Raw genomic sequence first — 25,841 nt, 5'->3', positions numbered from 1 at the left:
CATGACAACCGATCCCGCAAGCCAAGGCGGCAGGGAATTGCATTCGTCCTGATACCGTGTGCCGTCGAGAAATACCAGCCTGTCCCGCTCGCCCGGCGAATTCGGTCCCGGATTGATGTTATCCGGCATCGGAGCCGGAGATGGCGAGCACGTCGACCTCGACATCCAGCTGGTGGTCGCCAGAGATGACGATGATGCCGTCCACAGGCGCCGCATCGGAGTAATCGCGCCCCAGCGCCAGCACGACGTGATCCTCGGCCGCGACGACGCCATTGGTGGGATCGAGCCCGATCCACCCGGCCTCGCGGCCGCACCACACGGCGACCCAGGCATGGGTGGCATCCGCCCCTTCCAGCCGCGGCTGGCCGGGCGGCGGCAGCGTGCGCAGGAAGCCGCTGACATAGGCGGCCGGCAGCCCCAGCGTGCGCAGGCCGGCAATCATCACATGCGCAAAGTCCTGGCAGACGCCGGCCCGCTTGGCGAAGGCGTCGGCCGGCAGCGTCGTGACATCCGTCGCCTCGGGGTCGTAGGCGAAATCTGCCTTGATCCGGCAGGTGAGATCGAACGCCGCGGCCAGGATCGGCCGGCCGGCGGGGAAGCTTGCCACCGCATAGGCGGCGATCGCGTCGTCGATGGCGATGATGCGGCTGGCGAACAGGAAATGCACCGGCGACAGCGGCCCGAGATCCGCTTCGGCGACGGCCTGGCGGCGGATCTGCTCCCAGCTTGGCGTCGCCTCGCTGTCGCGCTTGTCGCCGGCGTCAACGGCGACGCGGGCGCGCGTCTCCAGGGTCAGCTCCTCATGCGGAAAGGCGAAGGCGACGGTGGTGATGCGATTGCCAAAGAAATCGAAGCCGTCCTGCCGCTCGGTCGGCTCCGGCGTGATGACGAGGTCGGCGGCGACGACCCGCTGGCCCTTGCGGGCGACGGGCAGAAGGCGCAGCACCTGGCGCGAGAAGGGCACCGGCGAGGCATAGGTGTAACGGGTGGTCTGGCGGATGTCGTAGAGCATGGTCATTCCCCGCCATCGACCGGGTCGGCGGCGCGCCGGTGGGTGAAATAGGCGAGCGCCACCTCGTCGGAGATCTTCATCAAGGTCTGCTCGAAGCCGATCAGGTCGTCGGCATCGAGGGCGGCGGCATCGGCCGTGCCCAGTTCGGCGGCGAGCCGGGTTGCCAGCCGGTCGGCAGGTCCCAGCAGCCCGGCCGGGGCATGCGCCGGCATGTCGGCCAGCAATTGCCGGATCCTCTCGGCCTGGAAGGCGAGCGCGCGCGGATTGCCGCCGTCGAGCAGCACGAGGTCGACCACCGGCACGCGCGCGGCCAGCATCACATAGCGGATGCGATAGGTGATCTGGCTGTCGGCGAGTTCGAGCAGCGCGTCGAGTTCGCCGGCCTTGCCCGAGAGGCCGCAGAAGCGCGCGGCGCGGGCAATGGCGAGGCCGCGCTCGATGCGGCGACCGGTCTCCAGGAAGCGCCAACCCTGCTGGCGCACCATGTTTTCCTGCACCAGGCCGGAAAAGGCCGCGATCAGCCGCAGCGCCGCATTGGCGCGCTCCAGCATGTCGCTGTCGGTCTGCGCCTCCAGCGGCTGGTTCAGCAGCACTTCGAGATCTGCGACCGTGCGCCAGGCGTCGGGCGACAGGCGGTCGCGGATGACGGAAGCCGCCCGGCGCGAGGCCTGGGCGAGGCGCGGCACCGTGTTGAAATCGCTGCGGTCGGTCAGCATGGCGAGGGCGCGCTCGGTCGGGGTCGCGTCCTCGTCGGTGTCGCCGATCGATCCGGCGGAGGAGAGCGTCGCGTCGAGCTGGGCGATCACCGCCTCGCCGTCATATTCCGCGCCGATATGCCGGCCGGCGATGGCGCGCACGATGCGCAGCGTCGCCTCGGTGCGCTCGACATAGCGGCCGAGCCAGAACAGGTTTTCCGCCGCCCGGCTGGGCAGCGTCTGCGTCATGCGCTGCAGCGCAACCTTGTCGGGCGAGGCAAGCAGCGTCGTCTCCGCCACCGGCTTGTCAGACAGCACCCAGACATCGGCCGAAGCGCCGCCCTGGTGCAGGGTAACGGCGCGGGCGTCGGGCTGGTCGGAAACCCGGCAGAAGCCGCCGGGCATCACCGTCCAGCCGTCATTCGTGCGCGCCACATAGAGGCGGAGGATCGAGGGGCGGGGCTCCAGCCGGGCGCTGTCGCCCTCGCCGCGCCAGACCGGCGTGGTCGAGAGCTTGACCGCTTCCTGGCCCACGAAATCCGTGCCGCGCCGGCCGATGGCGCGAATCAGGGCGGCCTTGCGATCGGGATCGATGGTGGCGCCGAGCACCGCGCCGCGATCGAGCAAGCCGGGCACGCTGGCGCCGAGCGCCGGCGCGATCACCATGCGGTCGAACTCGGCCACGACATGGTCGCGCTCGAGCGTCTGCCCGCACCACCAGGTGGCGACATTCGGCAGGATCAGGTCTTCGCCGAGGATGCGACGGGAGAGGCCGGGCAGGAAACCCAGAATGGCCCGCGCCTCGACCAGGCCGGAGCCCAGCGCATTGGCGATCGCCACATTGCGCTGGCGCACCGCGCCGGCCAGGCCCGGCACGCCGAGCCGCGAGGCGGGGTTCAGTTCCAGCGGATCGGCGAAATCGGCGTCGAGGCGGCGCAACAGCACATCGGCCCGCTTCAGGCCGGAAATGGTACGCATGTAGACGGTGTCGTCGCGCACCGTGAGGTCCTCGCCCTCGACCAGGACGAAGCCGAGATAGCGGGCCAGATAGGCGTGCTCGAAATAGGTCTCGTTGAGCGGGCCCGGCGTCAGCAGCGCGACGCGGGTTTCCTCATGCCGGTTCAGCCGGTTCAGCCCGGTTCGAAACGCCTGGAAGAAGCCGGCCAGCCGCTCGACGTTGAAGCTGCGATAGAGGTCGGGCAGCGCGCGGGACAGGGCGATTCGGTTTTCCAGCGCGTAGCCGGCGCCGGATGGCGCCTGGGTGCGGTCGGACACGACCCACCAGCGCCCGTCGGGACCACGGCCGACATCGACGGCGTAGAAACGCAGATGATGGCCGCCGACCGGCTCGGCGCCGACCAGCGGGCGCAGATATTCCGGACTGCCGGCAATGATCGCCGCCGGCAGCGCGCCATCGGCGGCGAGCCGCCCCTCGCCATAGGCATCGCCCAGAATCGCGTCGAGCAGCTTGGCACGCTGGATCAGGCCGGCTTCGAGGCGGGCCCATTCCTTCGGCTCGATCAGGAACGGCACATGCGACAGCGGCCAGGGCCGCTCGTCGCCATTCTCCGCGCCATAGACGCGGAAGACGACGCCGGAATCGGCGAGATGGCGGTCGGCCTGGCCGAAACGGTGCTGCACTTCGCTCGGGCCCAGCTCGGCCATCGATTCGACGAAGCGCATCCAATGCGGCCGGATGCTGCCATCGGCGCCGATGAACTCGTCGGCGATGCCGGGCAGCGGCCGGTAGTGGGCGATCAGCCGCTCCGCCCGGTCGGCCGCGACCTTGCTGCGGCGCAGCGTTTCCTTACGCGTCACGGGCATCGGCAATCCTGCGCAAGGGCGACGTGGTGCTTCTCTCCCTCAGGGAGAGGTGAAAGGGCAGTCCTCGCATCAGGACTTTCCGGACCGCCATCAAAGATTGGCCGGGCGGCGGAGGTCGAGCGTCATCGGGAACTCCGGCGAACCGGTCTCCGCCTGCGGCATGAAGTGGCCGGCCGTGTGGCCGATCGCCTCGAAGCGCGCCAGACGGCGGGCTTCCGCCTCATAGGAATTGACCGGGAAGGTGTCGTAGCTGCGGCCGCCCGGATGGGCGACGTGATAGACGCAGCCGCCCAGCGAGCGCTGCGACCAGCTGTCGACGATGTCGAAGGTGAGCGGCGCGTGGGCGGGAATGGTCGGGTGCAGGCCGCGCGCCGGCTGCCACGCCTTGTAGCGCACGCCGGCCACGAACTTACCCGCCGTTCCGGTGGACGCCATCGGCACGCGGCGGCCATTGCAGGAAACGACATGCCGGCGCGGGTCGAGGCCTTCGACCTCCACCTGCATGCGCTCGACCGAGGAATCGACATAGCGCACGGTGCCGCCGATCGCACCCTCCTCGCCCAGCACATGCCAGGGCTCCAGCGCCTGGCGCAGCTCCAGCTTGACGCCCTGCTGCTGGATGCGGCCGACGAAGGGGAAGCGGAACTCGCGCTGCGCCTCGAACCAGACGGGATCGAAGGCATAGCCGGCCCGCTGCAGGTCGCCGAGCACGTCGAGGAAATCCGCCCAGACAAAATGGGGCAGCATGAAGCGGTCATGCAGCTGCGTGCCCCAGCGGGTCAGCAGGCCGTGCTGCGGGTTGTTCCAGAACATCGAGATCAGCGCCCGCACCAGCAATTGCTGCGCCAGGCTCATGCGGTAATCCGGCGGCATCTCGAAGGAACGGAACTCGACCAGGCCCAGCCGGCCGGTCGGACCGTCCGGCGAATAGAGCTTGTCGATGCAGATCTCGGAGCGATGCGTATTGCCGGTGACGTCGGTCAGCAGGTTGCGGAACAGCCGGTCGACGAGCCAGGGCGGCGGCGGGGTGCCATAGCCGGGCGCCGGCACGCTGGCCATGGCGATCTCCAGCTCATAGAGCGCGTCGTGCCGGGCCTCGTCGATGCGGGGCGCCTGGCTGGTCGGGCCGATGAACAGGCCGGAGAACAGATAGGAAAGCGACGGGTGGCGCTGCCAGTAAAGCACCAGGCTCTTCAGCAGGTCGGGCCGGCGCAGGAAAGGGCTATCGGCCGGATGGGCGCCGCCGACCACGACATGGTTGCCGCCGCCGGTGCCGGTGTGGCGGCCGTCGGTCATGAACTTCTCGGTGCCGAGCCGCGACAGCCGGGCTTCCTCATAGAGGTCGCGGGTGATGGCGACGCATTCGGTCCAGTCGCCCGCCGGCTGCACGTTGACCTCGATGACGCCGGGGTCCGGCGTCACCTTGATCACGTCCATGCGCGGATCGATCGGCGGCGGATAGCCCTCGACATGCACGGCGAGGCCGAGCGCGCGGGCGCTCTCCTCCAGCGAGGCGAGCAACTCCAGATAATCCTCGAGCTTCTCGGTCGGCGGCATGAAGACGCAAAGCCTGCCGTCGCGCGGTTCGACCGACAGCGCGGTGCGCACCGTCTCGCCCTCGGTCAGGAATTGCTCGACCTGCTCGCCGCGCTCGGATTCGGCGTCCTCCGATCCGGCGCCGGCCAGATGGCGGGCCAGTTCCTCCTGCCGGGCGAGGGCTTCATGGCCCGCGCGATCGCGACCGGCCAAGACCTCGGGATCGGGCAGCGGTCCGCTGACGGCTCCGGGATCGCGCTGGACGATGAAGGGATAGGACGAGACCGGGACGAAGGGCAGCGAGGACAGCGGCAGGCGGAAGCCGACCGGGCTGTCGCCGGGCACCAGGAACATCTTGCCGCGCCGCAGCGGCCATTTCTCCGACATCCAGCGCTTGTCGGGCGCGGCCTCGGCCTGCCAGCGCTGCACCGGCAGGATATAGCCGGAAGGCTCGGTCAGGCCGCGCTCGAACACGCGGACGATGCGGGCGCGGGCCTCCGGGTCGTCGAGCTTGGAATCAAGCGGGGTGACGTTTTCCGGCAGCTCGGCTTCCTTGAGGATCCAGTGCGCCGGATCCTCATAGGCCGGCACGACATGGTCGGCCGAAATGCCCAGCCGCTCCGAGAGATCGGCCAGCAGCGCACCGGCCTGCGCCGGGGTCGCGTTGAGGTCGTCGGCCTCGGCGGCGATCAGGCTGGAATCGCGCCAGATCGGCTTGCCATCCTTGCGCCAGTAGAGCGCGAAGGTCCAGCGCGGCAGGCTCTCGCCCGGATACCATTTGCCCTGGCCGTAATGCAGGAACCCGCCCGGCGCGAAACGCTCGCGCAGCCGGCGGATCAGGTCGTCGGCGCGGTCGCGCTTGGTCGGACCCACGGCTTCCGTGTTCCATTCCTCGGCCTGGTAATCGTCGATCGACACGAAAGTCGGCTCGCCGCCCATGGTCAGGCGGACATCGTTCGCCTTGAGATCGGCGTCGACCCGATGGCCGAGCGCGTCGAGCGCCGCCCAGCTGTCGTCGGAGAAGGGCAGCGTCACGCGCGGATTCTCGGCGACGCGGTTGACCGTCATCTCGAATTCGAACGAGGTCTCGGTGCCCGGATCGGCGATGAACGAGCCGGTGATCGGCGCCGCCGAGCGGAAATGCGGCGTGGCGCAGAGCGGAAGATGCCCTTCGCCGGTGAACAGGCCCGAGGTCGGATCCATGCCGATCCAGCCGGCGCCCGGCACATAGACCTCGGCCCAGGCGTGCAGGTCGGTGAAATCGACCTTGGTGCCGGAGGGGCCGTCGAGGGCGGCAACGTCGGGCTTCAGCTGGATCAGGTAGCCGGAGACGAAGCGGGCGGCGAGGCCGAGATGGCGCAGCGCCTGCACCAGCAGCCAGCCGGAGTCGCGGCAGGAGCCGGCTGCCGAGGAGAGCGTCTCCTCCGGCGTCTGCACGCCCGGCTCCATGCGGATCAGATAGCGGATGTCGTTCTGGAGCCGCTGGTTGATCGAGACGAGGAAATCGACGATCTGCATCTGCCCGCGCGGGATCGATGCCAGGAAATTGGTCAGCAGCGGCCCGGCCGGCTCCGGCGCCAGATAGGCGGCCAGTTCCTCGGCGAGCGCCGGCTCATAGGCGAAGGGGAACTGGTCGGCATAGGGCTCGACGAAGAAATCGAACGGATTGTAGACCTCGAGCTCCGCCAGCAGATCGACCTCGATGGCGAACTCCGTGGTCTTTTCCGGGAAGACGAAACGCGCCTGCCAGTTGCCGTGCGGGTCCTGCTGCCAGTTCACGAAATGGTTGGCCGGCGTCACCTTCAGCGAATAGCTGGGCACCTTGGTGCGGCAATGCGGGGCGGGACGCAGCCGGATGACCTGCGGCCCCAATTGGACCGGCCGGTCATAGCGATAACGGGTGACGTGGCGAAGCGCGGCGAGGATCGACATCGGCTTTTGGGCTCTCCATGGGCGTTCGCAGCAGGACGTTGGCGGCGGGCGCACCGACCGGAATGACGCAAGAATCACGCCATGCCGGTCCCTTGGCACGTCCGCCCGAAGTTCAGGCCTTCACGACCGTCGAGCGGAATTTCGACGCAAGATACTCGCCGGACCCCACCGGAGGATAGCTCGCCGTTTCGCCCGGCTCGAGGCAGGTCGGGATGCAGGCGATGGCCGCGTCCCAGTTCGGCTGGTGGAAAAAGGCCATTGACTGGCGCCGGGCCGAGCGGCCGAGGTCACGCGGCGGGATGGTGACGCGGTGCAGCGTCGACTTCCACTGGTCATTCGTCCAGCGCTGCATCAGATCGCCGATATTGATGACGAAGCTGTCGGGAATGGCCGGAACGCGGTGCCATTCGCCGTCCAGTCCCTTCACCTCCAGGCCGCCCGGCGCGTCTTCCTGCATCAGGATGGTGATCGAGCCGTAATCGGAATGGACGCCGGCGCGAAGCTGGCCGGGGACGGGATCTTCCGTCAGGTCGGGATAGTTGAGCAGGCGCAGCGCGCTGGCCTCGCGGTCGATGAACCGGTCGAAATAGGTTTCTTCCAGATCGAGCGCGAGGGCGAAGAAGCGCATGATCCGGCCGGCCAAGGCCGACATTTCGCGGTAATAGGCCTGGGTGGCGAGGCGGAAGTCGTCGCCGCCGAGCGGCCAGGGATTGGCCGAGAACACGAAGGCTTCGGCGTCGTCGGCCGGCTTGTGGTCGAGGCGCTGGAAGGCGGAGGGGCCGAAGGAAAACGTCTCCTTCAGATCGGCCGGCTTGGCGTCGCCGAGTGAGGCGGCGAGCGTCTCGCCCTTGACCGGGCTGTAGCCATAGGGATAGCCCGGGTAGGGCATCACGGCGGTCAGCTTCTCTTCGACCGGACGATCGAAGAAGGCGCGGGCCGCCTGCCAGCCGCGCTCGACGATTTCGCGGTTCGCGCCATGGCCGGTAATAAGGAAGAAACCCGTTTCGCGGCAGGTGCGGCCGATGGCATCGGCGACCGCGCGCGGGCCCTGGGGATCGGAGAGATCGATGATCGGAATGATCGACATGCGGGTCCTTGAACCATGACGAAGCGAGACGCCGAGACTATGGGGCCACCACGACCTTGGGAACCGTCAATCGGCGGAGCGTGCACATGAATGAGGCAACCGCGGCCCTGCAGGGCGATCGCGCCGCCGCTTCCACTGCCATCGCCCGCCCGCCGCGCATCGCCGCCCTCGATGTGGCGCGCGGCGTGGCGCTGGTCTGCATGGCGATCTTCCATGGCGCGTGGGACGTCGCCTTCCTGCATATCGTCCGCTTCGATCCCGGCGCCTCGATCGGCTGGGTGATCTTCGCCCGCGCCATCGCCGGCTCGTTCCTGATGCTGGTCGGCATCAGCCTGGTGCTCTCGACCCGCAACGGCTTTCGCCCCAGGCCCTATCTGATCCGGCTGGCGATGATCGTCGCGGCCGCGGCGCTGGTGTCGGTCGCAACCTATTTCGTCATGCCGGAAGGGTGGATCTTCTTCGGCATCCTGCACCAGATCGCGCTGGCAAGCGTGCTCGGCCTGGCCTTCCTGCGGCTGCCGCCGCGCCTCGTCTTCCTCGCCGCCATCGCCATCTTCGCCCTGCCCTTCCTCTATCGAAGCGAGGTGTTCGCCCAGCCGGCGCTCTGGTGGGTCGGGCTGGCGCCGAAGCCGCCGGGCTCGTTCGACTATGTGCCGCTCTTTCCCTGGTTCGGCGTGGTCCTGGCCGGCATGGCGCTGGCCAAGCTCGCGATTTCGCAGGGCTGGGACCGGCGGATCGCCATCTGGCAGCCGCGCTTCGTGCTCGGCCGGTGGCTCGCCTTTGGCGGGCGCCATTCGCTCGCCGTCTACCTGATCCACCAGCCGGTGCTCTACGCCTTGTTCTTCGCGCTGGCCGCCATCGTCGCGCCGAACGGCGCGGAAAGAGACGCGCGCGCCGATTGCGCCGATCGCTGCGTCGCCGTCGGCAAGAGCGCGGCCGATTGCCAGAGCTATTGCGGCTGCGTGTTCGACGATCTGAACGGCAAGGGGCTGATGGCCGCCTTCATGGCGCGCACCCTGGCCGAGGACCAGACCCTCCGGCTGCAGGAGACGATCGCCGTCTGCTCGGCCAAGACATTCCCTCCCGTGCCGGAAACCCCGGAGTCCGGCACGCTGCAATGAGCTTCAAGGAATCCCCATGAACGAACCCGTCCGCACGCCGATCGTCCAGTTCGGCACCAGCCGCTTCCTGCAGGCGCATGCCGATCTCTTCCTGTCGGAGGCGCGCGAGCAGGGCCAGGATGTCGGCCCCGTCACCATCGTGCAGACCACGGCCTCCGGCGCCCGCTCCGGCCGGCTCAAGGCCTTTGACGGTTCGCCGATCCCGATCGTCATCCGCGGCATCGAGAATGGCGCGCCGGTCGAGCGCACGGTCGGCGTCACCTCGCTGGTACGCGGCCTCTCCGCCGTCGACAACTGGGACGAGGTCGAGCGCATCGTCGTCGAGGAAGCGAAGATCCTGATCTCGAACACGTCGGATGCCGGCTTTGCGCTCAACGAGGGCGAAAGGCTTGGCGGCGACGTGCCGCGCGCCTTCCCGCTCAAGCTCCTGAAGCTGCTGCTCGCCAGATGGCAGGCGAAGGGCGCGCCGCTGACGCTGTTTCCCTGCGAACTGATCCCGCGCAATGGCGACGTGCTCAAGGCGCTGCTCCTGACGCTCGCCGACGAGAACGATCTGCCGGCGGAATTCGTGGCCTGGCTCGACACCTGCCTCTTCGCCAATTCGCTGGTCGACCGCATCGTCTCCGAGCCGATCGAGCCGGCCGGCGCGGTGGCCGAACCCTACGCGCTCTGGGCGATCGAGAAGCAGCCGGGGCTCGACGCGCCCTGCCTGCACCCGGACGTGCGCATGGTCGACGACCTCGCCGTCTATGAGCGGCTGAAGCTGTTCATTCTCAATCTCGGCCATACCGTGCTGGCCGAAGGCTGGCGCGAGACCTACCGGACGGAAGGCGAGCTGGTGCGCGAGAGCCTTGCCGATCCGGTCGTGCGCGAAAAGCTCGATGCGATCTATGACACGGAAGTGCTGCCGATCTTCGCCGCTGGCGGCATTCTTGAGGCGCCGGAATATCGGGCGAGCGTGCTGGAGCGGTTCGAAAACCCCTTCCTCGCCCACCGGCTGGCCGAGATCTTCGGCAACCACGCCGAAAAGAAGCGCCGCCGCATCGGGGGCGTGCTGGCGTGGAAGCGCGAGCTCGGCCTCGACCTGCCGACGCCGCGCCTCGACGCGATTTTGGCCTCCAGCATCGGGTAGCGGGCGGAGAGGATCGGCCGCGAGAAGTCCAAGCAAGCCCCTCACCCTACCCTCTCCCGCAAGCGGGCGAGGGTTTCGGCCGGCGGCCTGCACGGAGTGGGAGCCGTGATGGGCTTAGGGCCCCGACGATCCCCCTCTCCCGCTTGCGGGAGAGGGTTGGGGTGAGGGTCTGCCGTCAGTCGAGGCTCAGCGGCCGGGCGTTATACCCGCGATACCAGTCGACGAAGCGGTCCATGCCCTCGTCGATCGAGGTTTTGGGCGCGAAGCCGAGCTCTGAAGTGGCGAGGTCGATATTGGCGAAGGTCGTCTCGACATCGGCCTTGCGCATCGGCGCGAAGGAGATCTCGGCCTTGCGGCCCGTCGCCCGCTCGATCGTGGCGATGAAATCCATCAGCGCCACCGGCTGGTTGTTACCGAGGTTGAAGAGGCGGTTTTCCGCCCGCTCCGGCTGGCGGTCGACCGCGCCCAGAACGCCGGCGACGATATCGTCGATGAAGGTGAAATCGCGCTGCATCGCGCCATTGTTGTAGACGGTGATCGGCCGCCCCTCGAGGATCGCGCTGGTGAACAGCCACGGCGCCATGTCCGGCCGGCCCCAGGGGCCGTAGACGGTGAAGAAGCGCAGGCCCGTCGAGGCGATGCCCTGAACATTGGCATAGGAATGGGCGATCAGCTCGCCGGCGCGCTTGGTCGCGGCATAGAGCGAGGCGGGCCGGTCGACCCGGTCGCTTTCGCGAAACGGCACGTCCTCGTTCAGGCCATAGACCGAGGAAGACGAGGCATAGACGACATGGCGCAGGCGTGGCAGGCGCAGCGCGGCCTCGAACATCACCACCTGGCCGGTGACGTTGGCGTCGGCATAGGCGAGCGGGTTCTCGATCGAATAGGCCACGCCCGCCTGGGCTGCGAGATGCACCACCGCCTCGATGTCGGCATGGGTGGTGACCAGCCGCTCCATCGCCGCCATGTCGCTGACGCTGGCCTCGACGAATTCGAAATGCCGGTGCGCCGCCAGCCGGTCGAGCCGGGCCTGTTTCAGCGCCGGGTCGTAATAGGCGTTCATGTTGTCGACGCCGATCACGGCGTCGCCGCGCTCGAGGGCCGCCTTCGCAACCTGCGAGCCGATGAAGCCCGCCGCACCGGTGATCAGCATTTTCATGCTTCAGGACTTAGCTGATTTGCCGCTGCCAACAAAGGCTTCGCCCGGCTTTTCGCGAGCTTTCGTTTCATTCCTTGCGCCGATCCGCTATGAGAGGAGCGCGCCGCCCCGGTGCGAAAGGATGCTGGACGTCGGATGATTTCGCAGAAGGCCAAATACGCATTCAAGGCGCTGATCCATCTCGCCAAGCAGCCCCAGGGCGAGACGACGCAGATCGATGACATCGCCCGGCAGGCCGGCGTGCCGCGCAAGTTTCTCGAGCATATCCTGCTCGACCTGAAACATCGCGGCATCATCGCCAGCCGGCGGGGCCGCGCCGGCGGCTATGTCATGATCAAGCAGCCCGGCGAGGTCACGATCGGCCAGGTCCTGCGCGCCATAGACGGGCCGATCGCGCCCCTCTCCTGCATTTCCCGCACCGCCTACCAGCCCTGCGCCGACTGCCCGGACGAGGCCGCCTGCGCCGTCCGCCGCATGTTCGCCGGCCCCTACGAGACCCAGCTCCAGGCCTTCGAGGCCACGACGCTGGCGGACGCGCTGGGGCATGAGGCGGATCCGGTAGATCTGGACATCTCCCGCGACATCGTTTCTGCTGGGGGCCGGATCTAGGAAGGATTTTCTAGAACGGCTCTAACAGAAGGCGTTGCGTGGTTTGAAATTGTCGAGCGCCTATGTCGAGATAATGGGGTCATCGATCAGGGAGCACACGATGGTCCGCCCGATATCCACGCTTGTCCGCCGCCTCCGACCCGGGCTCGCCGCCCTCGTCGCCGGCGTGGCGATGGTTGTGACGCCGGCGCTGGCCGACGTGTCGCTGCTCAACGTCAGCTATGACCCGACCCGCGAGCTCTACAAGGCCTACAACGCCGCCTTCGCCGCCCATTGGAAGGCCGAGACCGGCGAGACGGTCACCATCCAGCAATCGCATGGCGGCTCCGGCAAGCAGGCGCGCTCGGTCATCGACGGCCTCGACGCGGATGTCGTGACGCTGGCGCTCGAAGCCGACATCGACGCGATCGCCAAGGCGACGGGCAAGATCCCGGCCGATTGGCGCGGTCGCCTGCCGCACAATTCCTCGCCCTACACCTCGACCATCGTCTTCCTGGTCCGCAAGGGCAATCCGAAGGGAATCGCCGACTGGGGCGACCTGGTCAGGGACGGCGTCGAGGTCATCACGCCCAACCCGAAGACCTCGGGCGGCGCGCGCTGGAACTATCTGGCGGCCTGGGCCTATGCCAACAAGGCGTTCGGCAACGACCCGGAAAAGACCAAGGAATACGTCTCGACGCTGTATAAGCACGTCCCCGTGCTCGATACCGGCGCGCGCGGCTCGACCACCACCTTCGCCCAGCGCGGCATCGGCGACGTGCTGCTTGCCTGGGAGAACGAGGCCTTCCTGGCGCTTGAGGAACTCGGCCCCGACAAGTTCGACATCGTCGTGCCGCCGCTCTCGATCCTGGCGGAGCCGCCGGTCGCGCTGGTCGACGCCAATGTCGATGCCAAGGGCACCCGCAAGGCAGCCGAAGCCTACCTGACCTACCTCTATTCGCCCGAAGGCCAGACGATCGCGGCGAAGAACTATTATCGCCCGTCCAAGCCGGAAACCGTCGACGCAGCGTTGCTGGCGCGGTTCCCCAAGCTCGACCTCGTGACCATCGACGACCCGCAATTCGGCGGATGGGCCAAGGCCCAGCCGGAGCATTTCGGCGATGGCGGCATCTTCGACCAGATCTACAAGCCGAACTGAACGGATCCAGATGGCCGCAACGACCATCGCCTCGGTCAGGAAGTCGAGCGTCATCCCGGGCTTCGGGTTGGCGCTCGGCGTCACGTTGACCTATCTCAGCCTGATCGTGCTGATCCCGCTGGCCGGCCTGTTTTGGCGCTCGGCCAGCGGCGGTCTCGACGAGTTCATCCGCATCTCGACCGATCCGCGCACGCTCGCGGCGCTGCGCCTGTCCTTCACGACGTCCTTTGTCGCCGCCCTGGTCAATCTCGTCTTCGGCATGATCCTCGCCTGGATCCTGGTGCGCTACGAGTTTCCCGGCCGTCGCCTGATCGATGCCGTCATCGACCTGCCCTTCGCGCTGCCAACCGCCGTCGCCGGTATCGCGCTGACGACGCTCTATGCGCCGAATGGCTGGATCGGCGCCTGGCTGGCGCCGCTCGGCATCCGCATCGCCTATTCGCAGACCGGCATCATCATCGCGCTGATCTTCATCGGCCTGCCCTTCGTGGTGCGCAGCGTGCAGCCGGTGCTGGAAGACCTCAACCGCGAGGTCGAAGAAGTCGCGGCGACGCTCGGCGCCAACCGCCGCCAGACGGTGCGCCGGGTCGTCATGCCGGCGCTGTGGCCGGCGCTGCTGACCGGCTTCGCGCTCGCCTTCGCCCGCGCCGTCGGCGAATACGGTTCGGTGATCTTCATCGCCGGCAACAGCCCCTACAAGACCGAGATCGCGCCGCTGCTGATCGTCATCAAGCTGGAGGAATTCTCCTATTCCGGCGCGACGACGATCGCCGTGCTGATGCTGATCGCATCATTCCTGGTCCTGCTCGCGATCAACCTGATCCAGAGCTGGAGCCGGCGGAGATATGGCGATGTCTGACGAAGCCTTCACCACCGCCCGCCTGCCGGGAGCCTCCGCGATCCGCTTCCGTCCGGTAACGATGGAGCGCAAGCGCGTCCGCGTCGCGCTGATCCTGGTCTCGCTGGCGTTTCTCGGCCTGTTCCTGGTCATGCCGGTCGTCGCCGTCTTCGTCGAGGCGTTTCGCGGCGGCATGCCGGCCTTCGCCGAGGCGATCTTCGAGCCGGACGCAGCCGCGGCCATCCGCCTGACCCTGCTGGTCGCGGCCATCTCGGTGCCGTGCAACCTCGTCTTCGGCCTGGCCGCCTCCTGGGCGATCGCCAAGTTCGACTTCAAGGGCAAGAGCCTGCTCAACACGCTGATCGACCTGCCCTTCTCGGTGTCGCCCGTGATCGCGGGCCTGATCTACATCCTGATGTTCGGTTCGCAGAGCCTGCTCGGCCCCTGGCTGAAGAGCGAGGGCATCCAGGTCATCTTCGCGGTGCCGGGCATCGTGCTGGCGACGATCTTCGTCACCTTCCCCTTCGTGGCGCGCGAACTGATCCCGCTGATGGAAGAACAGGGCCGCGGCGACGAAGAGGCGGCGCTGTCGCTCGGCGCCTCCGGCTTCCAGGTATTTTTTCGCGTCACCCTGCCCAACGTCAAATGGGCGCTGCTCTATGGCGTGCTGCTCTGCAACGCCCGCGCCATGGGCGAATTCGGCGCGGTTTCCGTGGTTTCCGGCCACATTCGCGGCCTGACCAACACCATGCCGCTGCATGTCGAGATTCTCTACAACGAGTATAATTTCGCGGCCGCATTCGCCGTAGCCTCGCTGCTGGCGCTGCTCGCCCTCTTTACACTGGTCGTCAAGTCGGTCTTGGAATGGCGTTATGCCGACGAGATCGCCGCGACGCGCCGCCACTGAGGTAACTGGAATGAACGCGATCACCCCGATCGACAAGGGTGCTTCGGTGGCGCTTGGCGCGCCGATCGACGTGACCATCGAGAACGTCCAGAAGGCGTTCGGCGACACCCCGGCGCTGCATGGCGTCTCGCTCGACGTCAAGGCGGGCGAGCTGGTGGCGCTGCTGGGCCCGTCCGGCTCCGGCAAGACGACGCTGCTCAGGATCCTGGCCGGCCTCGACGCGCCGACCGCCGGCCGCGTGCTGTTCGGCGGCGACGATGCGCTGGGCCTTTCGGTGCAGGACCGCAATGTCGGCTTCGTGTTCCAGCATTACGCGCTGTTCCGCCACATGACGGTGTTCCAGAACATCGCCTTCGGCCTGACGGTGCGGCCGCGCGGCGAGCGCCCGCCCAAGGCCGAGATCCGCAAGCGCGTCCTGCATCTACTCGACCTGGTCCAACTCACCGGCCTCGACAAGCGCTATCCCTCGCAGCTCTCGGGCGGCCAGCGCCAGCGCGTGGCGCTCGCCCGGGCGCTGGCGATCGAGCCGCGCGTGCTGCTGCTCGACGAGCCCTTCGGCGCGCTCGACGCGCAGGTGCGCAAGGATCTGCGCCGCTGGCTGCGCGAGATCCACGACCAGACCGGCCACACCACCTTCTTCGTCACGCACGACCAGGAGGAGGCGCTGGAGCTTGCCGACCGCGTCGTCGTCATGTCGAAGGGCCGCATCGAGCAGGTCGGCACGCCGGACGAGATCTATGACGCGCCGGCCAGCCCCTTCGTGTTCGAGTTCATCGGCGAATCCTCGTTCCTGCCGGTCACCGTCGTCGACGGCGCCATGCAGCTGGATGGCCGGCCGCTCGACCTCTCCGGCCTCGGCGCGCCCTCCGGCACCGCCACGCTCGGCTTCCGGCCGCATGACGTCTCGATCGTCGAGGACGGCAGCCCGGCGATCACCGGCACGATCGTCACCGAGCGCCGGCATGGCGGCGCTCGCCGGCTCGAGCTCGAGGTCGGCGCGGACAAGCATCGCGTCGAGATCGACATGCCCGTCGACCACAGCCGCCTTGCCGGCAACCAGATCGCCTTCCGCCCGCATCGCTGGCGGATCTTTCCGCGCTAGGTCGCCTCGCGGGCACGGATATCCTGTCTTTTCTGCGCGCCCGCTGGGCGTCCGTCCGTCGATCTCCCGACCGCTCTAGCCGGAAAGCGGTCGCCGTTTCGTACTTGCGAATCACATAAGTGTACGCTTATGTAACGGCATGATTGAGTCTGCGATCTTCAAGGCCCTGGCCGATCCGACCCGTTGCGCCATCTTCGAGAAGCTGGCGGCAGGCGGCATGAACGCCAGCGCCTTGCGGCAGGGCATGGCGATCAGCCAGCCGGCCATGTCCCAGCACCTGTCGGTCCTGCGCCAGGCGAAATTGGTGCGGGAAGAACGGCAGGGCCGCTTCGTGCATTACGAGGTCGACCCCGAGGGCCTGGCGCTGATCGGCGCATGGCTGGCTAGATATCGCGCCTACTGGCCCGCGCGCATCGACGATCTCAAGGCCTTGCTGAGGGAGATGGACCCATGAGCGACATCGAGACCAAGGAGCAGGCCGGACGACGGACGAACGTTCTGGTGCTCGAATACGAGCTCGACGCGCCGCCGGAAAAGGTCTGGCGGGCGATCAGCATCCCCTCCCTTCGCGAGAAATGGCTGCCGAAGGGCAGTCTGGCCGGCGCGGAGCCGGTCTCGTCGAAACCCGGCGAGGAGATTCGCTACGGGATGCGGGAGACCGAGCCGCCCTTTCTCGACAGCGTCGTGACCTTCCAGCTCAGCCCCAATGCAACGGGCGGCACCCGGTTGCGGATCGTCCACGGTTTGACGGACGCGCGACAATGGCTGCGTCCGCGAAGCGCCGCGAACGGCAACGCCGTCTGCAGCCTGCGCGCGGCCTGACGCGCCGGCCCAACCAAGCCTTTTCAAAACGGAAGGAATTCGCCGATGCGCGAAGCGATGCAACTCGTCCCTATGGTGGTCGAACAATCCAGCCGCGGGGAGCGGTCCTTCGACATCTACTCCCGCCTCCTGCGCGAGCGGATCATCTTCCTGAACGGTGAGGTCAACGACACCGTGTCCGCGCTCGTCTGCGCGCAGCTGCTGTTTCTGGAGGCGGAAAACCCCCGTCGTCCCATCCAGCTCTATATCAATTCGCCGGGCGGCGTGGTTACCAGCGGCCTCGCCATGTACGACACCATGCGCTACATCCGGGCGCCCGTGCACACCCTCTGCATGGGCACCGCCCGGTCGATGGGGTCCTTTCTGCTGATGGCGGGCGAGCCCGGCCAGCGCGCCGCCTTGCCCAATGCGAGCATCCACATCCACCAGCCGCTTGGCGGATTCCAGGGGCAGGCGTCCGACATCCTCATCCACGCCGAGGAAATCCAGCGAACCAAGCATCGCCTGACACGGCTCTACGCCGAGCACTGCGGACGCAGCTATGGAGAGCTTGAGGCTGCGATGGACCGGGACCGATTCCTGACCGCCGAGGAGGCGCAGGAATGGGGGCTCATCGACCGTATCCTGACCGAGCGCGACGATCGGGCGGAGGCGATGCTGCCGGCGCCGTGACGGCGCTCCCGGGAAGGCGCGGCGGCAGGCTGCCGCCGCCGTTCGTCCCTCACACGTCGAGGATGGGCGCGAAGCCGCCATAGATCATGCGCTGGCCGTCGAACGGCATGTCGAACCGCATGCGCGGATCGGCCATGACCTTCTCCCAGCCGGCATTGCGGGCTTCCTTGCTCGGCCATTCGATCCAGGAATAGACGACCTTCTCGCCGTCGGTCGCCTTCACCGCGCGGCGGAAATCGGTGACCTTGCCGTCCGGCACGTCATCGGCCCAGGTCTCGACGACGCGCGACGCGCCATGTTCGCGGAACATCGGCGCCGTCTTCGAGGCGAGCGCGAGATAGGCCTCCTTGTTGGCCTCCGGCACGGCGATCAGGATGCCGTCGACATAGCCGGGCTTGCCGGGCCGACCGTCATCCAGGAGCGCTTCGAAGCCGCCAAAGATCATCCGCTTGGCGTCGAAGGGCATCGAGCTTCCCATCGCTTCCATGCGCGGATCGCTCATCATCTTCTTGTTGCAGGCATCGCGCGTCGCGCGGTCGGGATATTCGAACCAGGAGAAGACGATGACCTCGTCGGGCTGGGCCTGCACGGCGCCCTTGAAATCGGTGACCTTGCCGTCCGGCACGTCGTCGCCCCAGGTCTCGACCATCCGGGTGACGCCATGTTCCTTGACGAAGGCCGCCGCGTCGGCGGCATGCTTGCGATAGGCTTCCTTGTTGGCAGCCGGAACGGCCACCACGAATCCCTCGATATAGGTCATGGTTCGATCTCCTCCTGATCATCCCGCTTGGCGGGTCGCTCTCCCGCGTCTTCCCTTGCCGGGCCTCCGGCGCCTCGGCGCGCCCCCGGTGGACAACGGCTTTCGTGATGGATTGTCCAATTGACAATTTAGGTTGATATCAACATAAGAAGGGCATGTCAAACGCCGGCCCCGTGCCCTTCTCGACCACGCTGCATGTCCGCGATCATTGCCTGTGCCTGGCCGCCCAGCGCGCCGCCCGCGCCCTGGCGCGTCGCTTCGACGAGGCGCTGCGGCCCGTCGGCCTGACGAGCGGCCAGTTCTCGCTGCTGATGTCGCTGAACCGGCCGCAGCCACCCTCGATCGGCGCCGTGGCGGCGCTGCTCGCCATGGACCGGACGACGCTGACCGCCAATCTGAAGCCGCTGGAGCGGCAGGGCTTCCTGAGCACCGCCGTCGACCCGGAAGACCGCCGCAGCCGCCGCCTGGCGCTGACGGACGCCGGCCGGGCCGTGCTGGCCGCAGCCTTGCCGATCTGGCAGCAGACGCATGCCGAGGTCGAAGCGCCGCTCGGCGAGGGCGTGGCAGATCTTCTGCGCGCCGGTCTCATGGCGCTGGCCTAGGAAAGTCGGCAGGGCTACTGCCGGGCCAGCTCTTCGGCGCGGCCGCGCTTGCGCAGGCTCTTCTGGCGCTGGAAGGCGACGTCGACCGAGCCCACCGTCATGCCGAGCATCGAGATCACGCCCTTGTTGACGATGCTGTCGCGGCCGGTGCGGCGGATCGTGTCCTCGAAATGCAGCTGCAACTTGCTGCCGTTCTTGCCGCGCGTGATCAGGTCGTAGGACATGCGGATGGCGTCCTCGCCCACCACGACCTTGGCCGTGCCGACGACATCGTCGCGCGTGCCGACATAGGTATTGGGACCGGTCTTGCGGAAATGCCAGGTGCGGCGGTCGAGCGCGCCATTGTCGAAGCGAAAGACCTGGTCGAGCACGAACTTGCCGCCGGCGCCGCGCCCCTTGGTGGTGACGACGAAGCCGCGATCGACCCCGGCGAGCTGGCTCTTGAAGCGGCCGACGCCCGTCGCCTCGCCGCGAAACGCCTCTTCCAGCGTCGGCCCGGCCTGGGCGGCGCCAAGCCCGGCGCCCGAAAACAGCAGCGCCAGCAGGAGGACGAGAGGATGCGCGATCTTCATGGAAAAGGCCCCGTGCATGAACCCGATGTCCCTGCCCGGAGCCAGTCTAGCCTGAGTTTTGTGGTTTCGTCAGCCATGGCGCGGCGCAATCGCGCCGAAGGTCAGCTCGAGGCGCTGACGGGCGCCGCAGCGGCGCTCTCGGTCAGCACGGCAAACAGCGCCGACTGGTCGCTGGAGGCGCGCAGCTTGTTGGCGAGGCCAGGCTCGCGCAGGAGGCGCGCGATGCGGGCGAGCGCCTTCAGATGGTCGGCGCCGGCATTTTCCGGCGCCAGCAACAGGAAGATCAGGTCGACCGGCTGGTCGTCGAGCGATTCGAAATCGATCGGCTTGGGAAGGCGGGCGAACACGCCATAGATCCGCGTCAGCTGCGGCAGCTTGCCATGCGGGATCGCGATGCCGTTGCCGACGCCGGTCGAGCCGAGGCGCTCGCGCTGCAGCAGGGTGTCGAAGATCTGCCGTTCGTCGAGACCGGTCAGTTTCGCAGCCTTTTCGGCCAGTTCCTGAAGAGCCTGCTTTTTGCCATTGGCTTTCAGGGCCGGGACGATGGCGTCCTGGCTGATGAGATCACTGAGGTCCATGACTTGGTTCAAAAATGCCTCGGTTCAAACCTTCAAGACCCGTCGTTTCGGCGCACTCCCCGAGCGCGCCGAAAATCCATCCCGAGTTTACGCGGAATCAGCTGACGACGGAATCCCCTTTGCCGGCCTGGGCCGGGTCGATCCACCCAATGTTGCCGTCGCGCCGGCGGTAGACGATGTTCACGCCACCATGCCCGGCATGCCGGAACACCACGACCTGCGACTGCGCCAGATCCATCGCCATCACGGCGCCGGATACCGACATGGTCCGCAGGGCCTTCGTTTCCTCGGCGATGACCATCGGGTTGTAGTCGGCCGCCAGTTCCTCGTCCTCGTCGGGCGTCGCCGCCAGAACGGTGTAGTTGGCGTCGATATCCGCCGCGCCATTGCGCGGATGATGGTCCTTCAGCTTGCGCTTGTAGCGCCGCAACTGCTTTTCGATCCGCTCCGCGGCCTGGTCAAAGGTCGGGTAGATCTCGTGCCCACGTCCCTCGGCGTGCAGATCCGCCCCGCTATCGAGATGCAGGGCACAGTCAACGCGATAGCCGGTTCCATCACGCTCCAAGACGACGCGGCCCGAGAAGCCGCCGGCGAAATACTTGCCGATCGCGTCACCAACGCGGCCCTCCACATGGGTGCGGTAGGCGTCGCTGATTTCGATATTCTTACCGGAGATGCGCAGAGACATGGATTTCTCGTACCCCTTGGTCGTCGTTGCGAACCGAGGCTCCCTCGCGCATTCGCGTGAAGCAGCCCCGTCGGGCACGTCGCGTTCCGGCGTCACCAAGGCCTGCCGACTTCGAGCCGATATCCTCCCGGCTCAGAGGCCTCGGCTGCCGTTGGCGCCGCGCCCTTCTAGTGACAGCATGCCGGGAAGTCAAGAAAGGCCGCCCAGCAACAGCCGCCATGTCTTGAAGCTGGTCCTTCTACGGTCCCAAGGCAAGGGCAGACGGCTAAACTTTAAGTCGCCAGAAGGGCTTGCTTTTCGCGGCGGCGCTGTACCGACGAGGGAATCCGCAACGCTTCGCGGTACTTGGCGACGGTGCGCCGCGCAATGTCGATGCCGGAATCACGCAGCATCTTGACGAGCGTATCGTCGGAAAGAACATCATCCGGTGTCTCGCCGTCGATCAGCGCCTTGATGCGGTGGCGCACGGCCTCGGCCGAATGCGCCTCGCCGCCCTCCGACGAAGCGATCGAGGCGGTGAAGAAATATTTCAGTTCAAACACGCCGCGCGGCGTCGCCATGTACTTGTTCGAGGTGACGCGCGAGACGGTCGATTCGTGCATGGCGATCGCCTCGGCGACCGTCTTCAGGTTGAGCGGACGCAGATGCGCGACGCCCTGGGCCAGGAAGGCGTCCTGCTGGCGCACGATCTCGGTCGCCACCTTCAGGATCGTCTTGGCCCGCTGGTCCAGGCTCTTCACCAGCCAATTGGCGGTCTGCAGGCATTCGCTCAGATAGGTGCGGTCCTCGCCCTTCGAATGGCGCGCGACATTGGCGTAGTAGCTCTGGTTGACCAGCACGCGCGGCAGCGTGTCGGTATTGAGCTCGATGCGCCAGCTGCCATCCGGCGCGGCGCGCACGACCACGTCCGGCACGACGGGATGGATCGGCGCCGAACCGAAGGCGCTGCCGGGCTTGGGGTTGAGGGCGCGCAATTCGCGCAGCATCTCGGCCAAGTCCTCGTCGTCGACGCCGCAAAGCCGCTTCAAGCCCGCATGATCGCGCCGGGCGACGAGATCGAGATGGGCGAGCAGGATCGCCATGGCGGGGTCGTAGCGGCCGCGCTCGCGCAGCTGGATGGCCAGGCAATCGGCCAGATCCCGCGCGCAGACGCCCGTCGGCTCAAAAGTCTGCAGGATGGCCAGCACCCGCTCGACCAGCGCCAGCGGCGCGCCCAGCCGCGTCGCGACGGCATCCAGGCTGCCGCGCATGTAGCCGGCCTCGTCGACCTCGTCGATCAGCGCCTGGCCGATCAGCCGCAGCGTCGGGTCGGTGACGGCGAGGCCGAGCTGGTCGCCCAGCGCGCCGGCCAGCGACTTCTCCTCGGCGACGAAGGCTTCGAGGTTGTAGTCGTCGCTGCTGACCGAATGGCGGTCGGACGGCGTCGCCCAGGGGTCGGCGGCCGGCATCGCGGCGCCCTCGCCCGCCGGGGCGCCATGGTCATCGGGAAAGACATTGGCGAGGTCGGTATCGAGCCGCTCGGCGATCGCGTCGGGCGAGACCTCCAGCCGGGTCTCCAGCCAATCCGGCCGCTCGTCGGCGACATCGCCCGCGACGTCGCGATCCTCGGCGGCGTCCGAAGCGCTCTCGGCGGGAAGCGCGATGCCGGCGCTGTCGTCCCGCTCGTCGCGCTCGAGCAGCGGATTGCGCTCGAGTTCGGCATCGACATAGGCGACGAGGTCGAGATTGGAAAGCTGGAGCAGCTTGATGGCCTGCATCAGCTGCGGTGTCATCACCAGGGACTGGCTCTGCCGAAGCAGGAGTTTTTGTGAAAGAGCCATTCTTCGGCAGCGAATCCCGGATGTGGTCCAAGGCTTTTTGCCTTATGGCCGCGGACCTTCCGGCCCGGTGGCCCAAGACTTGCTTGGTTCACCCTTTGGTATCGCAAGCCGCGCCGGCTTCAAAGCGTAAACTGCTCTCCGAGATAGAGCCGTCGCACGTCCGGGCTGGCGACGATATCCTCCGGCCGGCCTTCCATCAGCACCTCGCCGGCGTGGATAATGTAGGCGCGATCGATCAAACCGAGCGTTTCGCGCACATTATGGTCGGTGATCAGCACACCGATGCCGCGCTGGGTCAGGTGGCGGACCAGCGTCTGAATGTCGCCGACCGCAATCGGATCGATGCCCGCAAAGGGCTCGTCGAGCAGCATGAAAGCCGGGCGGCTGGCCAGCGCGCGCGCGATTTCGCAACGCCGGCGCTCACCGCCGGACAGCGCGATGGCCGGCGACTTGCGCAGATGGCTGATGTGGAACTCGGCGAGCAGCGAATCGAGCTCCTCCTCGCGCTTGTGGCGGTCAGGCTCGACCACTTCCAGCACGGCCTTGATGTTCTGCTCGACCGTCATGCCGCGAAAGATCGAGGTTTCCTGCGGCAGATAGCCGATGCCGAGGCGCGCGCGGCGATACATGGGCAGGTTGGTGACGTCGTTGCCGTCCAGCTCGATGCGGCCGTGATCGGCCTGTACCAGGCCGGTGATCATGTAGAAGATCGTCGTCTTGCCGGCGCCATTGGGGCCGAGCAGGCCGACCGCCTCGCCCCGCGCCACGGCGAGGCTGGCCGAATGGACGACGCGGCGGCGGCGATAGCTCTTGCCGATGCCATGGGCGACGAGCCAGCCGGGACCGCCAGCGTCCTGCGCATAGCGGGTGACTTGCGGCTCGGCGGCGCGCATGGCGGCAAGATCGGCCGTTGCCGGTCCCCGGCGCTTGAATAGGCTCGAAAAAATGTCCGGCGCTCCGTTCGATGCCCCGGCGCTGCCGGCTGCTGTTGTCATCGGGACGATCCCTGTGGGACCGCGGCGTCCTCCGACGCCTCGCCTCGGGCCGCCGCGACGCGGCCGCCCGCCGGCGCTCTGCGGCGCCTAGGGCGTCTTGCCCGGCGCCGAACCCGGCGTGAAGATGCCGCGAATGCGGGCGCCCGGCTTCTGGTCGACGCGGGCGCGGCCGGTCGTCATGTCCCAGGTCAGCTTGTTGCCGGTGATGACGTTGGGGCCCTGGCTCAGCACGACATTGCCCGAAAGGGTGACGAGCTTGCCGACCATGTCGACGACGGCGGTGTCGCCGGTCGCGGTCTGGGCGCCGGAATTGACGTAGACCTTGCCGCTCGCCTCGATGCGGGTGAAGCTGCCGGCGCCCGGAAGGTTGCCTTCGAGCTGCGAGGCTTCCTTGTTGGCGGCGGCCGGCTTGGCGTCCGTCGCCTTGGCGTCCGCCGGATTCGCATCCGCGGCTTTGGCATCAGCAGCCTTGGGCGCGGTTTTCGAGCCGGCCGAGAAGATCGAGATCTTGCCCGCCTTCAGCACGCTGTCGCCGCGCGTGACGGTGACGTTGCCGGTGAAGGTCGAGATCCGCTGCCCATCCTTTTCCACCACGTCGAGCGAATCCGCCTCGACATTGACCGGACCTTTCTGGCCGGTCTGGAAGCCCTTGAACAGATCGGCGGAGGACTGCGCCCGCGCTTCGACAGCGCCAAGCGCCAACGGCAGGAAGGCGAGTGCAAAGACGAGGCGGTGGGACAATCTTGTCATTCGATCACCGAAGGTGCGGCGGGCTGCGGGGAAGGCGAGTCGGCAGGGGCAGAGTATGTCACCTTTACCCCATTTCTGAACAGAACGCGCTTGCCGCGATCCTGCACTTCGACGCTGTTGGCCTGGATGCGGCTTCCCTGGGCGGTGAAGTCGATCGGCTGGTCGGAGCGCATGGTGCCGGCCTTCATGTCGATGTCGGCGTTCTGCAGCGTGCCGGCGATGCCGGTCGAGGTCGACAGCGTGATCGCCTTGTCGAGGTACAGGCGCTGCTTGTCGGCATAATAGGTGCCGGTCGTCGCAATGACCTTGGCCGTGCCACCGGTGTCGTCCATGCCGATCGTGGCGCCAATCTTCTGCAGCGTGACGACCTTGGTGTCCTTCAGCGACTGCTCGGCCCGGTCGGCCTTCAGCTCATAGGCGCGGCCATTGTTGGTGAAGCCCGAGACATGCGGGTTTTCCATCACCACGGCATTGTTGGTCACGTCGATCGAGCCGAACGAGACGCCTTCCGGCAGGCTCGGCACGAAATAGGTGAAGGCGAAGAAGGCGCCGGCGACCAGGACGCTGACGGTGGGCAGGGCGATCTTGAGGATGCGCACGAAGCGGCTGTGGCGCATGGCCGCGCGATAGCGCGTGTCGACGCCCGGGCGGGCGTCCACATATCGGCCAGGGCCTCCTGCTGACCAGGTCGGGTCAGTCGACGCGCTCATGCACTCTCCGCTCTTTCATCGCTTCCCCGCCGCAGCGAGCCTGCGACACCATATGGATATCCGACGGCGCAAACCAAGGCGCGACGCAACGTCGCCCTACGTTCAGGAATGCGCGAAGATATCCTGTTCCGGCCAGCCTGCAAGGTCGAGCGCCGCGCGGGTCGGCAGGAAGCGGAAGCAGGCCTCGGCCAGCTCCGTCCTGTTCTCGCGCGCCAGACGCTCGTCGAGCCGGGCCTTCAGGCCATGCAGATACAAGACATCGGAGGCGGCATAGGCAAGCTGCGCCTCCGTCAGCTTCTCCGCCGCCCAGTCGGAACTCTGCTGCTGCTTCGACAGATCGACGTCGAGCAGCTCCTTGACCAGATCCTTCAGGCCGTGCCGGTCGGTATAGGTCCGGGTCAGGCGCGAGGCGATCTTGGTGCAATAGATCGGATTGACCGTGATGCCGAAGGCATGGCCGAGCACGGCCACGTCGAAGCGGGCAAAATGGAAGATCTTGGTGACGCCGGGATCGGTCAGCAGCTTGACCAGGTTCGGCGCTTCGCGCTGGCCCTGCGCGATCTGCACGACATCGGCCGAGCCGTCGCCGGGCGACAGCTGCACGACGCAGAGCCGGTCGCGATGCGGATTGAGCCCCAAAGTCTCGGTATCGATCGCGACCGATGCGCCATAATTCGAGAGATCGGGCAGATCGCCGCGATGCAGGCGGATCGTCATGACAGAAAAAATCCTCAGATTTCGGAAGCGTTTGCGTTTTCCTAGCGAAGCATGTCGACTTCT

General features: G+C 67.2%; 25 protein-coding genes. 11 read left to right on the top strand and 14 right to left on the bottom strand.

Features of this window, described 5'->3' with window-relative positions:
- Positions 1–118: 118 nt before the first annotated feature.
- The 4 genes from ABIE08_RS17995 to ABIE08_RS17980 all read right to left on the bottom strand — a co-directional run bounded on the left by ABIE08_RS17995 (position 119) and on the right by ABIE08_RS17980 (position 8,086).
- Positions 119–1,012 (bottom strand): transglutaminase family protein, encoded by an 894-nt coding sequence (locus ABIE08_RS17995; RefSeq protein WP_354553604.1) that lies wholly within the window; start codon positions 1,010–1,012, stop codon positions 119–121.
- 2 nt (positions 1,013–1,014) lie between these two features.
- Positions 1,015–3,531, bottom strand: coding sequence for a circularly permuted type 2 ATP-grasp protein (locus ABIE08_RS17990; protein WP_354553196.1), 2,517 nt, complete (start codon positions 3,529–3,531; stop codon positions 1,015–1,017).
- 90 nt (positions 3,532–3,621) lie between these two features.
- Positions 3,622–6,999 (bottom strand): DUF2126 domain-containing protein, encoded by a 3,378-nt coding sequence (locus ABIE08_RS17985; RefSeq protein ID WP_354553195.1) that lies wholly within the window; start codon positions 6,997–6,999, stop codon positions 3,622–3,624.
- Positions 7,000–7,111: 112 nt separating this feature from the next.
- Positions 7,112–8,086 carry an isopenicillin N synthase family dioxygenase gene (locus ABIE08_RS17980; RefSeq protein WP_354553193.1) on the bottom strand — a complete coding sequence of 325 codons (975 nt, stop codon included), beginning with the start codon at positions 8,084–8,086 and terminating at the stop codon, positions 7,112–7,114.
- An 86-nt stretch (positions 8,087–8,172) separates the two neighbouring features.
- Here ABIE08_RS17980 and ABIE08_RS17975 point away from each other — a divergent pair, with 86 nt between their 5' ends.
- Positions 8,173–9,207, top strand: a complete 1,035-nt coding sequence (locus tag ABIE08_RS17975) for a heparan-alpha-glucosaminide N-acetyltransferase (protein WP_354553191.1) — start codon at positions 8,173–8,175, stop codon at positions 9,205–9,207.
- Positions 9,208–9,223: 16 nt separating this feature from the next.
- Entirely contained in the window at positions 9,224–10,339 is a 1,116-nt protein-coding gene (locus ABIE08_RS17970) for a mannitol dehydrogenase family protein (protein ID WP_354553189.1), read from the top strand.
- A 175-nt stretch (positions 10,340–10,514) separates the two neighbouring features.
- Here the strand turns inward: ABIE08_RS17970 and ABIE08_RS17965 are convergent, their stop codons facing one another.
- Positions 10,515–11,498, bottom strand: coding sequence for an SDR family NAD(P)-dependent oxidoreductase (locus ABIE08_RS17965; RefSeq protein ID WP_354553187.1), 984 nt, complete (start codon positions 11,496–11,498; stop codon positions 10,515–10,517).
- A gap of 135 nt (positions 11,499–11,633) precedes the next feature.
- Between ABIE08_RS17965 and ABIE08_RS17960 the strand changes: the two genes are divergently transcribed.
- The 8 genes from ABIE08_RS17960 to ABIE08_RS17925 all read left to right on the top strand — a co-directional run bounded on the left by ABIE08_RS17960 (position 11,634) and on the right by ABIE08_RS17925 (position 17,586).
- Complete coding sequence (locus tag ABIE08_RS17960) at positions 11,634–12,107, top strand: RrF2 family transcriptional regulator (RefSeq protein ID WP_354553185.1); 474 nt, start codon at positions 11,634–11,636, stop codon at positions 12,105–12,107.
- Between the two features lie 100 nt (positions 12,108–12,207).
- Positions 12,208–13,245, top strand: coding sequence for a sulfate ABC transporter substrate-binding protein (locus ABIE08_RS17955; protein ID WP_354553183.1), 1,038 nt, complete (start codon positions 12,208–12,210; stop codon positions 13,243–13,245).
- Between the two features lie 10 nt (positions 13,246–13,255).
- On the top strand, positions 13,256–14,104 hold the full coding sequence (cysT, locus tag ABIE08_RS17950; protein WP_354553182.1) for a sulfate ABC transporter permease subunit CysT: 849 nt from the start codon (positions 13,256–13,258) through the stop codon (positions 14,102–14,104).
- On the top strand, positions 14,097–14,990 hold the full coding sequence (gene cysW / locus ABIE08_RS17945; protein WP_396306452.1) for a sulfate ABC transporter permease subunit CysW: 894 nt from the start codon (positions 14,097–14,099) through the stop codon (positions 14,988–14,990). The genes cysT and cysW overlap by 8 nt, the downstream gene beginning before the upstream one ends.
- Before the next feature lie 64 nt (positions 14,991–15,054).
- Positions 15,055–16,092 carry a sulfate/molybdate ABC transporter ATP-binding protein gene (locus tag ABIE08_RS17940; RefSeq protein WP_354553602.1) on the top strand — a complete coding sequence of 346 codons (1,038 nt, stop codon included), beginning with the start codon at positions 15,055–15,057 and terminating at the stop codon, positions 16,090–16,092.
- A gap of 139 nt (positions 16,093–16,231) precedes the next feature.
- Positions 16,232–16,546 (top strand): ArsR/SmtB family transcription factor, encoded by a 315-nt coding sequence (locus ABIE08_RS17935; RefSeq protein WP_354553180.1) that lies wholly within the window; start codon positions 16,232–16,234, stop codon positions 16,544–16,546.
- Positions 16,543–16,914 (top strand): SRPBCC family protein, encoded by a 372-nt coding sequence (locus tag ABIE08_RS17930; protein WP_354553178.1) that lies wholly within the window; start codon positions 16,543–16,545, stop codon positions 16,912–16,914. Before ABIE08_RS17935 ends, ABIE08_RS17930 begins: the two co-directional genes overlap by 4 nt.
- A gap of 45 nt (positions 16,915–16,959) precedes the next feature.
- Positions 16,960–17,586 carry an ATP-dependent Clp protease proteolytic subunit gene (locus ABIE08_RS17925; protein ID WP_354553176.1) on the top strand — a complete coding sequence of 209 codons (627 nt, stop codon included), beginning with the start codon at positions 16,960–16,962 and terminating at the stop codon, positions 17,584–17,586.
- 49 nt (positions 17,587–17,635) lie between these two features.
- Here ABIE08_RS17925 and ABIE08_RS17920 read toward each other — a convergent pair whose 3' ends face one another.
- A complete protein-coding gene (locus ABIE08_RS17920) occupies positions 17,636–18,346 on the bottom strand; it encodes a DUF1428 domain-containing protein (protein ID WP_354553175.1) in 711 nt (236 codons plus the stop codon).
- A gap of 155 nt (positions 18,347–18,501) precedes the next feature.
- Here ABIE08_RS17920 and ABIE08_RS17915 point away from each other — a divergent pair, with 155 nt between their 5' ends.
- A complete protein-coding gene (locus tag ABIE08_RS17915; protein WP_354553173.1) occupies positions 18,502–18,948 on the top strand; it encodes a MarR family winged helix-turn-helix transcriptional regulator in 447 nt (148 codons plus the stop codon).
- A 14-nt stretch (positions 18,949–18,962) separates the two neighbouring features.
- On the opposite strand, the gene ABIE08_RS17910 is transcribed toward ABIE08_RS17915, so the two are convergent.
- The 8 genes from ABIE08_RS17910 to ABIE08_RS17875 form a co-directional block, all read right to left on the bottom strand.
- A complete protein-coding gene (locus ABIE08_RS17910; RefSeq protein ID WP_354553171.1) occupies positions 18,963–19,520 on the bottom strand; it encodes a DUF3833 family protein in 558 nt (185 codons plus the stop codon).
- A gap of 101 nt (positions 19,521–19,621) precedes the next feature.
- A complete protein-coding gene (gene ptsN, locus ABIE08_RS17905; RefSeq protein WP_354553169.1) occupies positions 19,622–20,098 on the bottom strand; it encodes a PTS IIA-like nitrogen regulatory protein PtsN in 477 nt (158 codons plus the stop codon).
- A gap of 97 nt (positions 20,099–20,195) precedes the next feature.
- On the bottom strand, positions 20,196–20,786 hold the full coding sequence (gene hpf, locus ABIE08_RS17900; RefSeq protein WP_354553168.1) for a ribosome hibernation-promoting factor, HPF/YfiA family: 591 nt from the start codon (positions 20,784–20,786) through the stop codon (positions 20,196–20,198).
- A gap of 272 nt (positions 20,787–21,058) precedes the next feature.
- Positions 21,059–22,606, bottom strand: a complete 1,548-nt coding sequence (gene rpoN / locus ABIE08_RS17895; protein WP_354553166.1) for an RNA polymerase factor sigma-54 — start codon at positions 22,604–22,606, stop codon at positions 21,059–21,061.
- Between the two features lie 119 nt (positions 22,607–22,725).
- On the bottom strand, positions 22,726–23,601 hold the full coding sequence (gene lptB, locus ABIE08_RS17890) for an LPS export ABC transporter ATP-binding protein (RefSeq protein ID WP_354553164.1): 876 nt from the start codon (positions 23,599–23,601) through the stop codon (positions 22,726–22,728).
- A gap of 87 nt (positions 23,602–23,688) precedes the next feature.
- Positions 23,689–24,351 carry an LptA/OstA family protein gene (locus ABIE08_RS17885; protein WP_354553163.1) on the bottom strand — a complete coding sequence of 221 codons (663 nt, stop codon included), beginning with the start codon at positions 24,349–24,351 and terminating at the stop codon, positions 23,689–23,691.
- Entirely contained in the window at positions 24,348–25,061 is a 714-nt protein-coding gene (gene lptC / locus ABIE08_RS17880; RefSeq protein WP_354553161.1) for an LPS export ABC transporter periplasmic protein LptC, read from the bottom strand. Before lptC ends, ABIE08_RS17885 begins: the two co-directional genes overlap by 4 nt.
- A 102-nt stretch (positions 25,062–25,163) precedes the next feature.
- Entirely contained in the window at positions 25,164–25,778 is a 615-nt protein-coding gene (locus tag ABIE08_RS17875) for a ribonuclease D (RefSeq protein WP_354553160.1), read from the bottom strand.
- Positions 25,779–25,841 lie beyond the last annotated feature (63 nt).

It is taken from the genome of Kaistia defluvii (assembly GCF_040548815.1).
Lineage (GTDB): Bacteria > Pseudomonadota > Alphaproteobacteria > Rhizobiales > Kaistiaceae > Kaistia > Kaistia defluvii_A.
Note: the sequence above shows the minus strand (reverse complement) of the source record. Positions and strands in the feature narration are given on the sequence as shown.

Coding starts and splice junctions, on each gene's coding strand:
- ABIE08_RS17995 (WP_354553604.1), bottom strand. CDS start 1,012: ATGCTCTACGACATCCGCCAGACCACCCGTTACACCTATGCCTCGCCG.
- ABIE08_RS17990 (WP_354553196.1), bottom strand. CDS start 3,531: ATGCCCGTGACGCGTAAGGAAACGCTGCGCCGCAGCAAGGTCGCGGCC.
- ABIE08_RS17985 (WP_354553195.1), bottom strand. CDS start 6,999: ATGTCGATCCTCGCCGCGCTTCGCCACGTCACCCGTTATCGCTATGAC.
- ABIE08_RS17980 (WP_354553193.1), bottom strand. CDS start 8,086: ATGTCGATCATTCCGATCATCGATCTCTCCGATCCCCAGGGCCCGCGC.
- ABIE08_RS17975 (WP_354553191.1), top strand. CDS start 8,173: ATGAATGAGGCAACCGCGGCCCTGCAGGGCGATCGCGCCGCCGCTTCC.
- ABIE08_RS17970 (WP_354553189.1), top strand. CDS start 9,224: ATGAACGAACCCGTCCGCACGCCGATCGTCCAGTTCGGCACCAGCCGC.
- ABIE08_RS17965 (WP_354553187.1), bottom strand. CDS start 11,498: ATGAAAATGCTGATCACCGGTGCGGCGGGCTTCATCGGCTCGCAGGTT.
- ABIE08_RS17960 (WP_354553185.1), top strand. CDS start 11,634: ATGATTTCGCAGAAGGCCAAATACGCATTCAAGGCGCTGATCCATCTC.
- ABIE08_RS17955 (WP_354553183.1), top strand. CDS start 12,208: ATGGTCCGCCCGATATCCACGCTTGTCCGCCGCCTCCGACCCGGGCTC.
- cysT (WP_354553182.1), top strand. CDS start 13,256: ATGGCCGCAACGACCATCGCCTCGGTCAGGAAGTCGAGCGTCATCCCG.
- cysW (WP_396306452.1), top strand. CDS start 14,097: ATGTCTGACGAAGCCTTCACCACCGCCCGCCTGCCGGGAGCCTCCGCG.
- ABIE08_RS17935 (WP_354553180.1), top strand. CDS start 16,232: ATGATTGAGTCTGCGATCTTCAAGGCCCTGGCCGATCCGACCCGTTGC.
- ABIE08_RS17930 (WP_354553178.1), top strand. CDS start 16,543: ATGAGCGACATCGAGACCAAGGAGCAGGCCGGACGACGGACGAACGTT.
- ABIE08_RS17925 (WP_354553176.1), top strand. CDS start 16,960: ATGCGCGAAGCGATGCAACTCGTCCCTATGGTGGTCGAACAATCCAGC.
- ABIE08_RS17920 (WP_354553175.1), bottom strand. CDS start 18,346: ATGACCTATATCGAGGGATTCGTGGTGGCCGTTCCGGCTGCCAACAAG.
- ABIE08_RS17915 (WP_354553173.1), top strand. CDS start 18,502: ATGTCAAACGCCGGCCCCGTGCCCTTCTCGACCACGCTGCATGTCCGC.
- ABIE08_RS17910 (WP_354553171.1), bottom strand. CDS start 19,520: ATGAAGATCGCGCATCCTCTCGTCCTCCTGCTGGCGCTGCTGTTTTCG.
- ptsN (WP_354553169.1), bottom strand. CDS start 20,098: ATGGACCTCAGTGATCTCATCAGCCAGGACGCCATCGTCCCGGCCCTG.
- hpf (WP_354553168.1), bottom strand. CDS start 20,786: ATGTCTCTGCGCATCTCCGGTAAGAATATCGAAATCAGCGACGCCTAC.
- rpoN (WP_354553166.1), bottom strand. CDS start 22,606: ATGGCTCTTTCACAAAAACTCCTGCTTCGGCAGAGCCAGTCCCTGGTG.
- lptB (WP_354553164.1), bottom strand. CDS start 23,601: ATGACAACAGCAGCCGGCAGCGCCGGGGCATCGAACGGAGCGCCGGAC.
- ABIE08_RS17885 (WP_354553163.1), bottom strand. CDS start 24,351: ATGACAAGATTGTCCCACCGCCTCGTCTTTGCACTCGCCTTCCTGCCG.
- lptC (WP_354553161.1), bottom strand. CDS start 25,061: ATGAGCGCGTCGACTGACCCGACCTGGTCAGCAGGAGGCCCTGGCCGA.
- ABIE08_RS17875 (WP_354553160.1), bottom strand. CDS start 25,778: ATGACGATCCGCCTGCATCGCGGCGATCTGCCCGATCTCTCGAATTAT.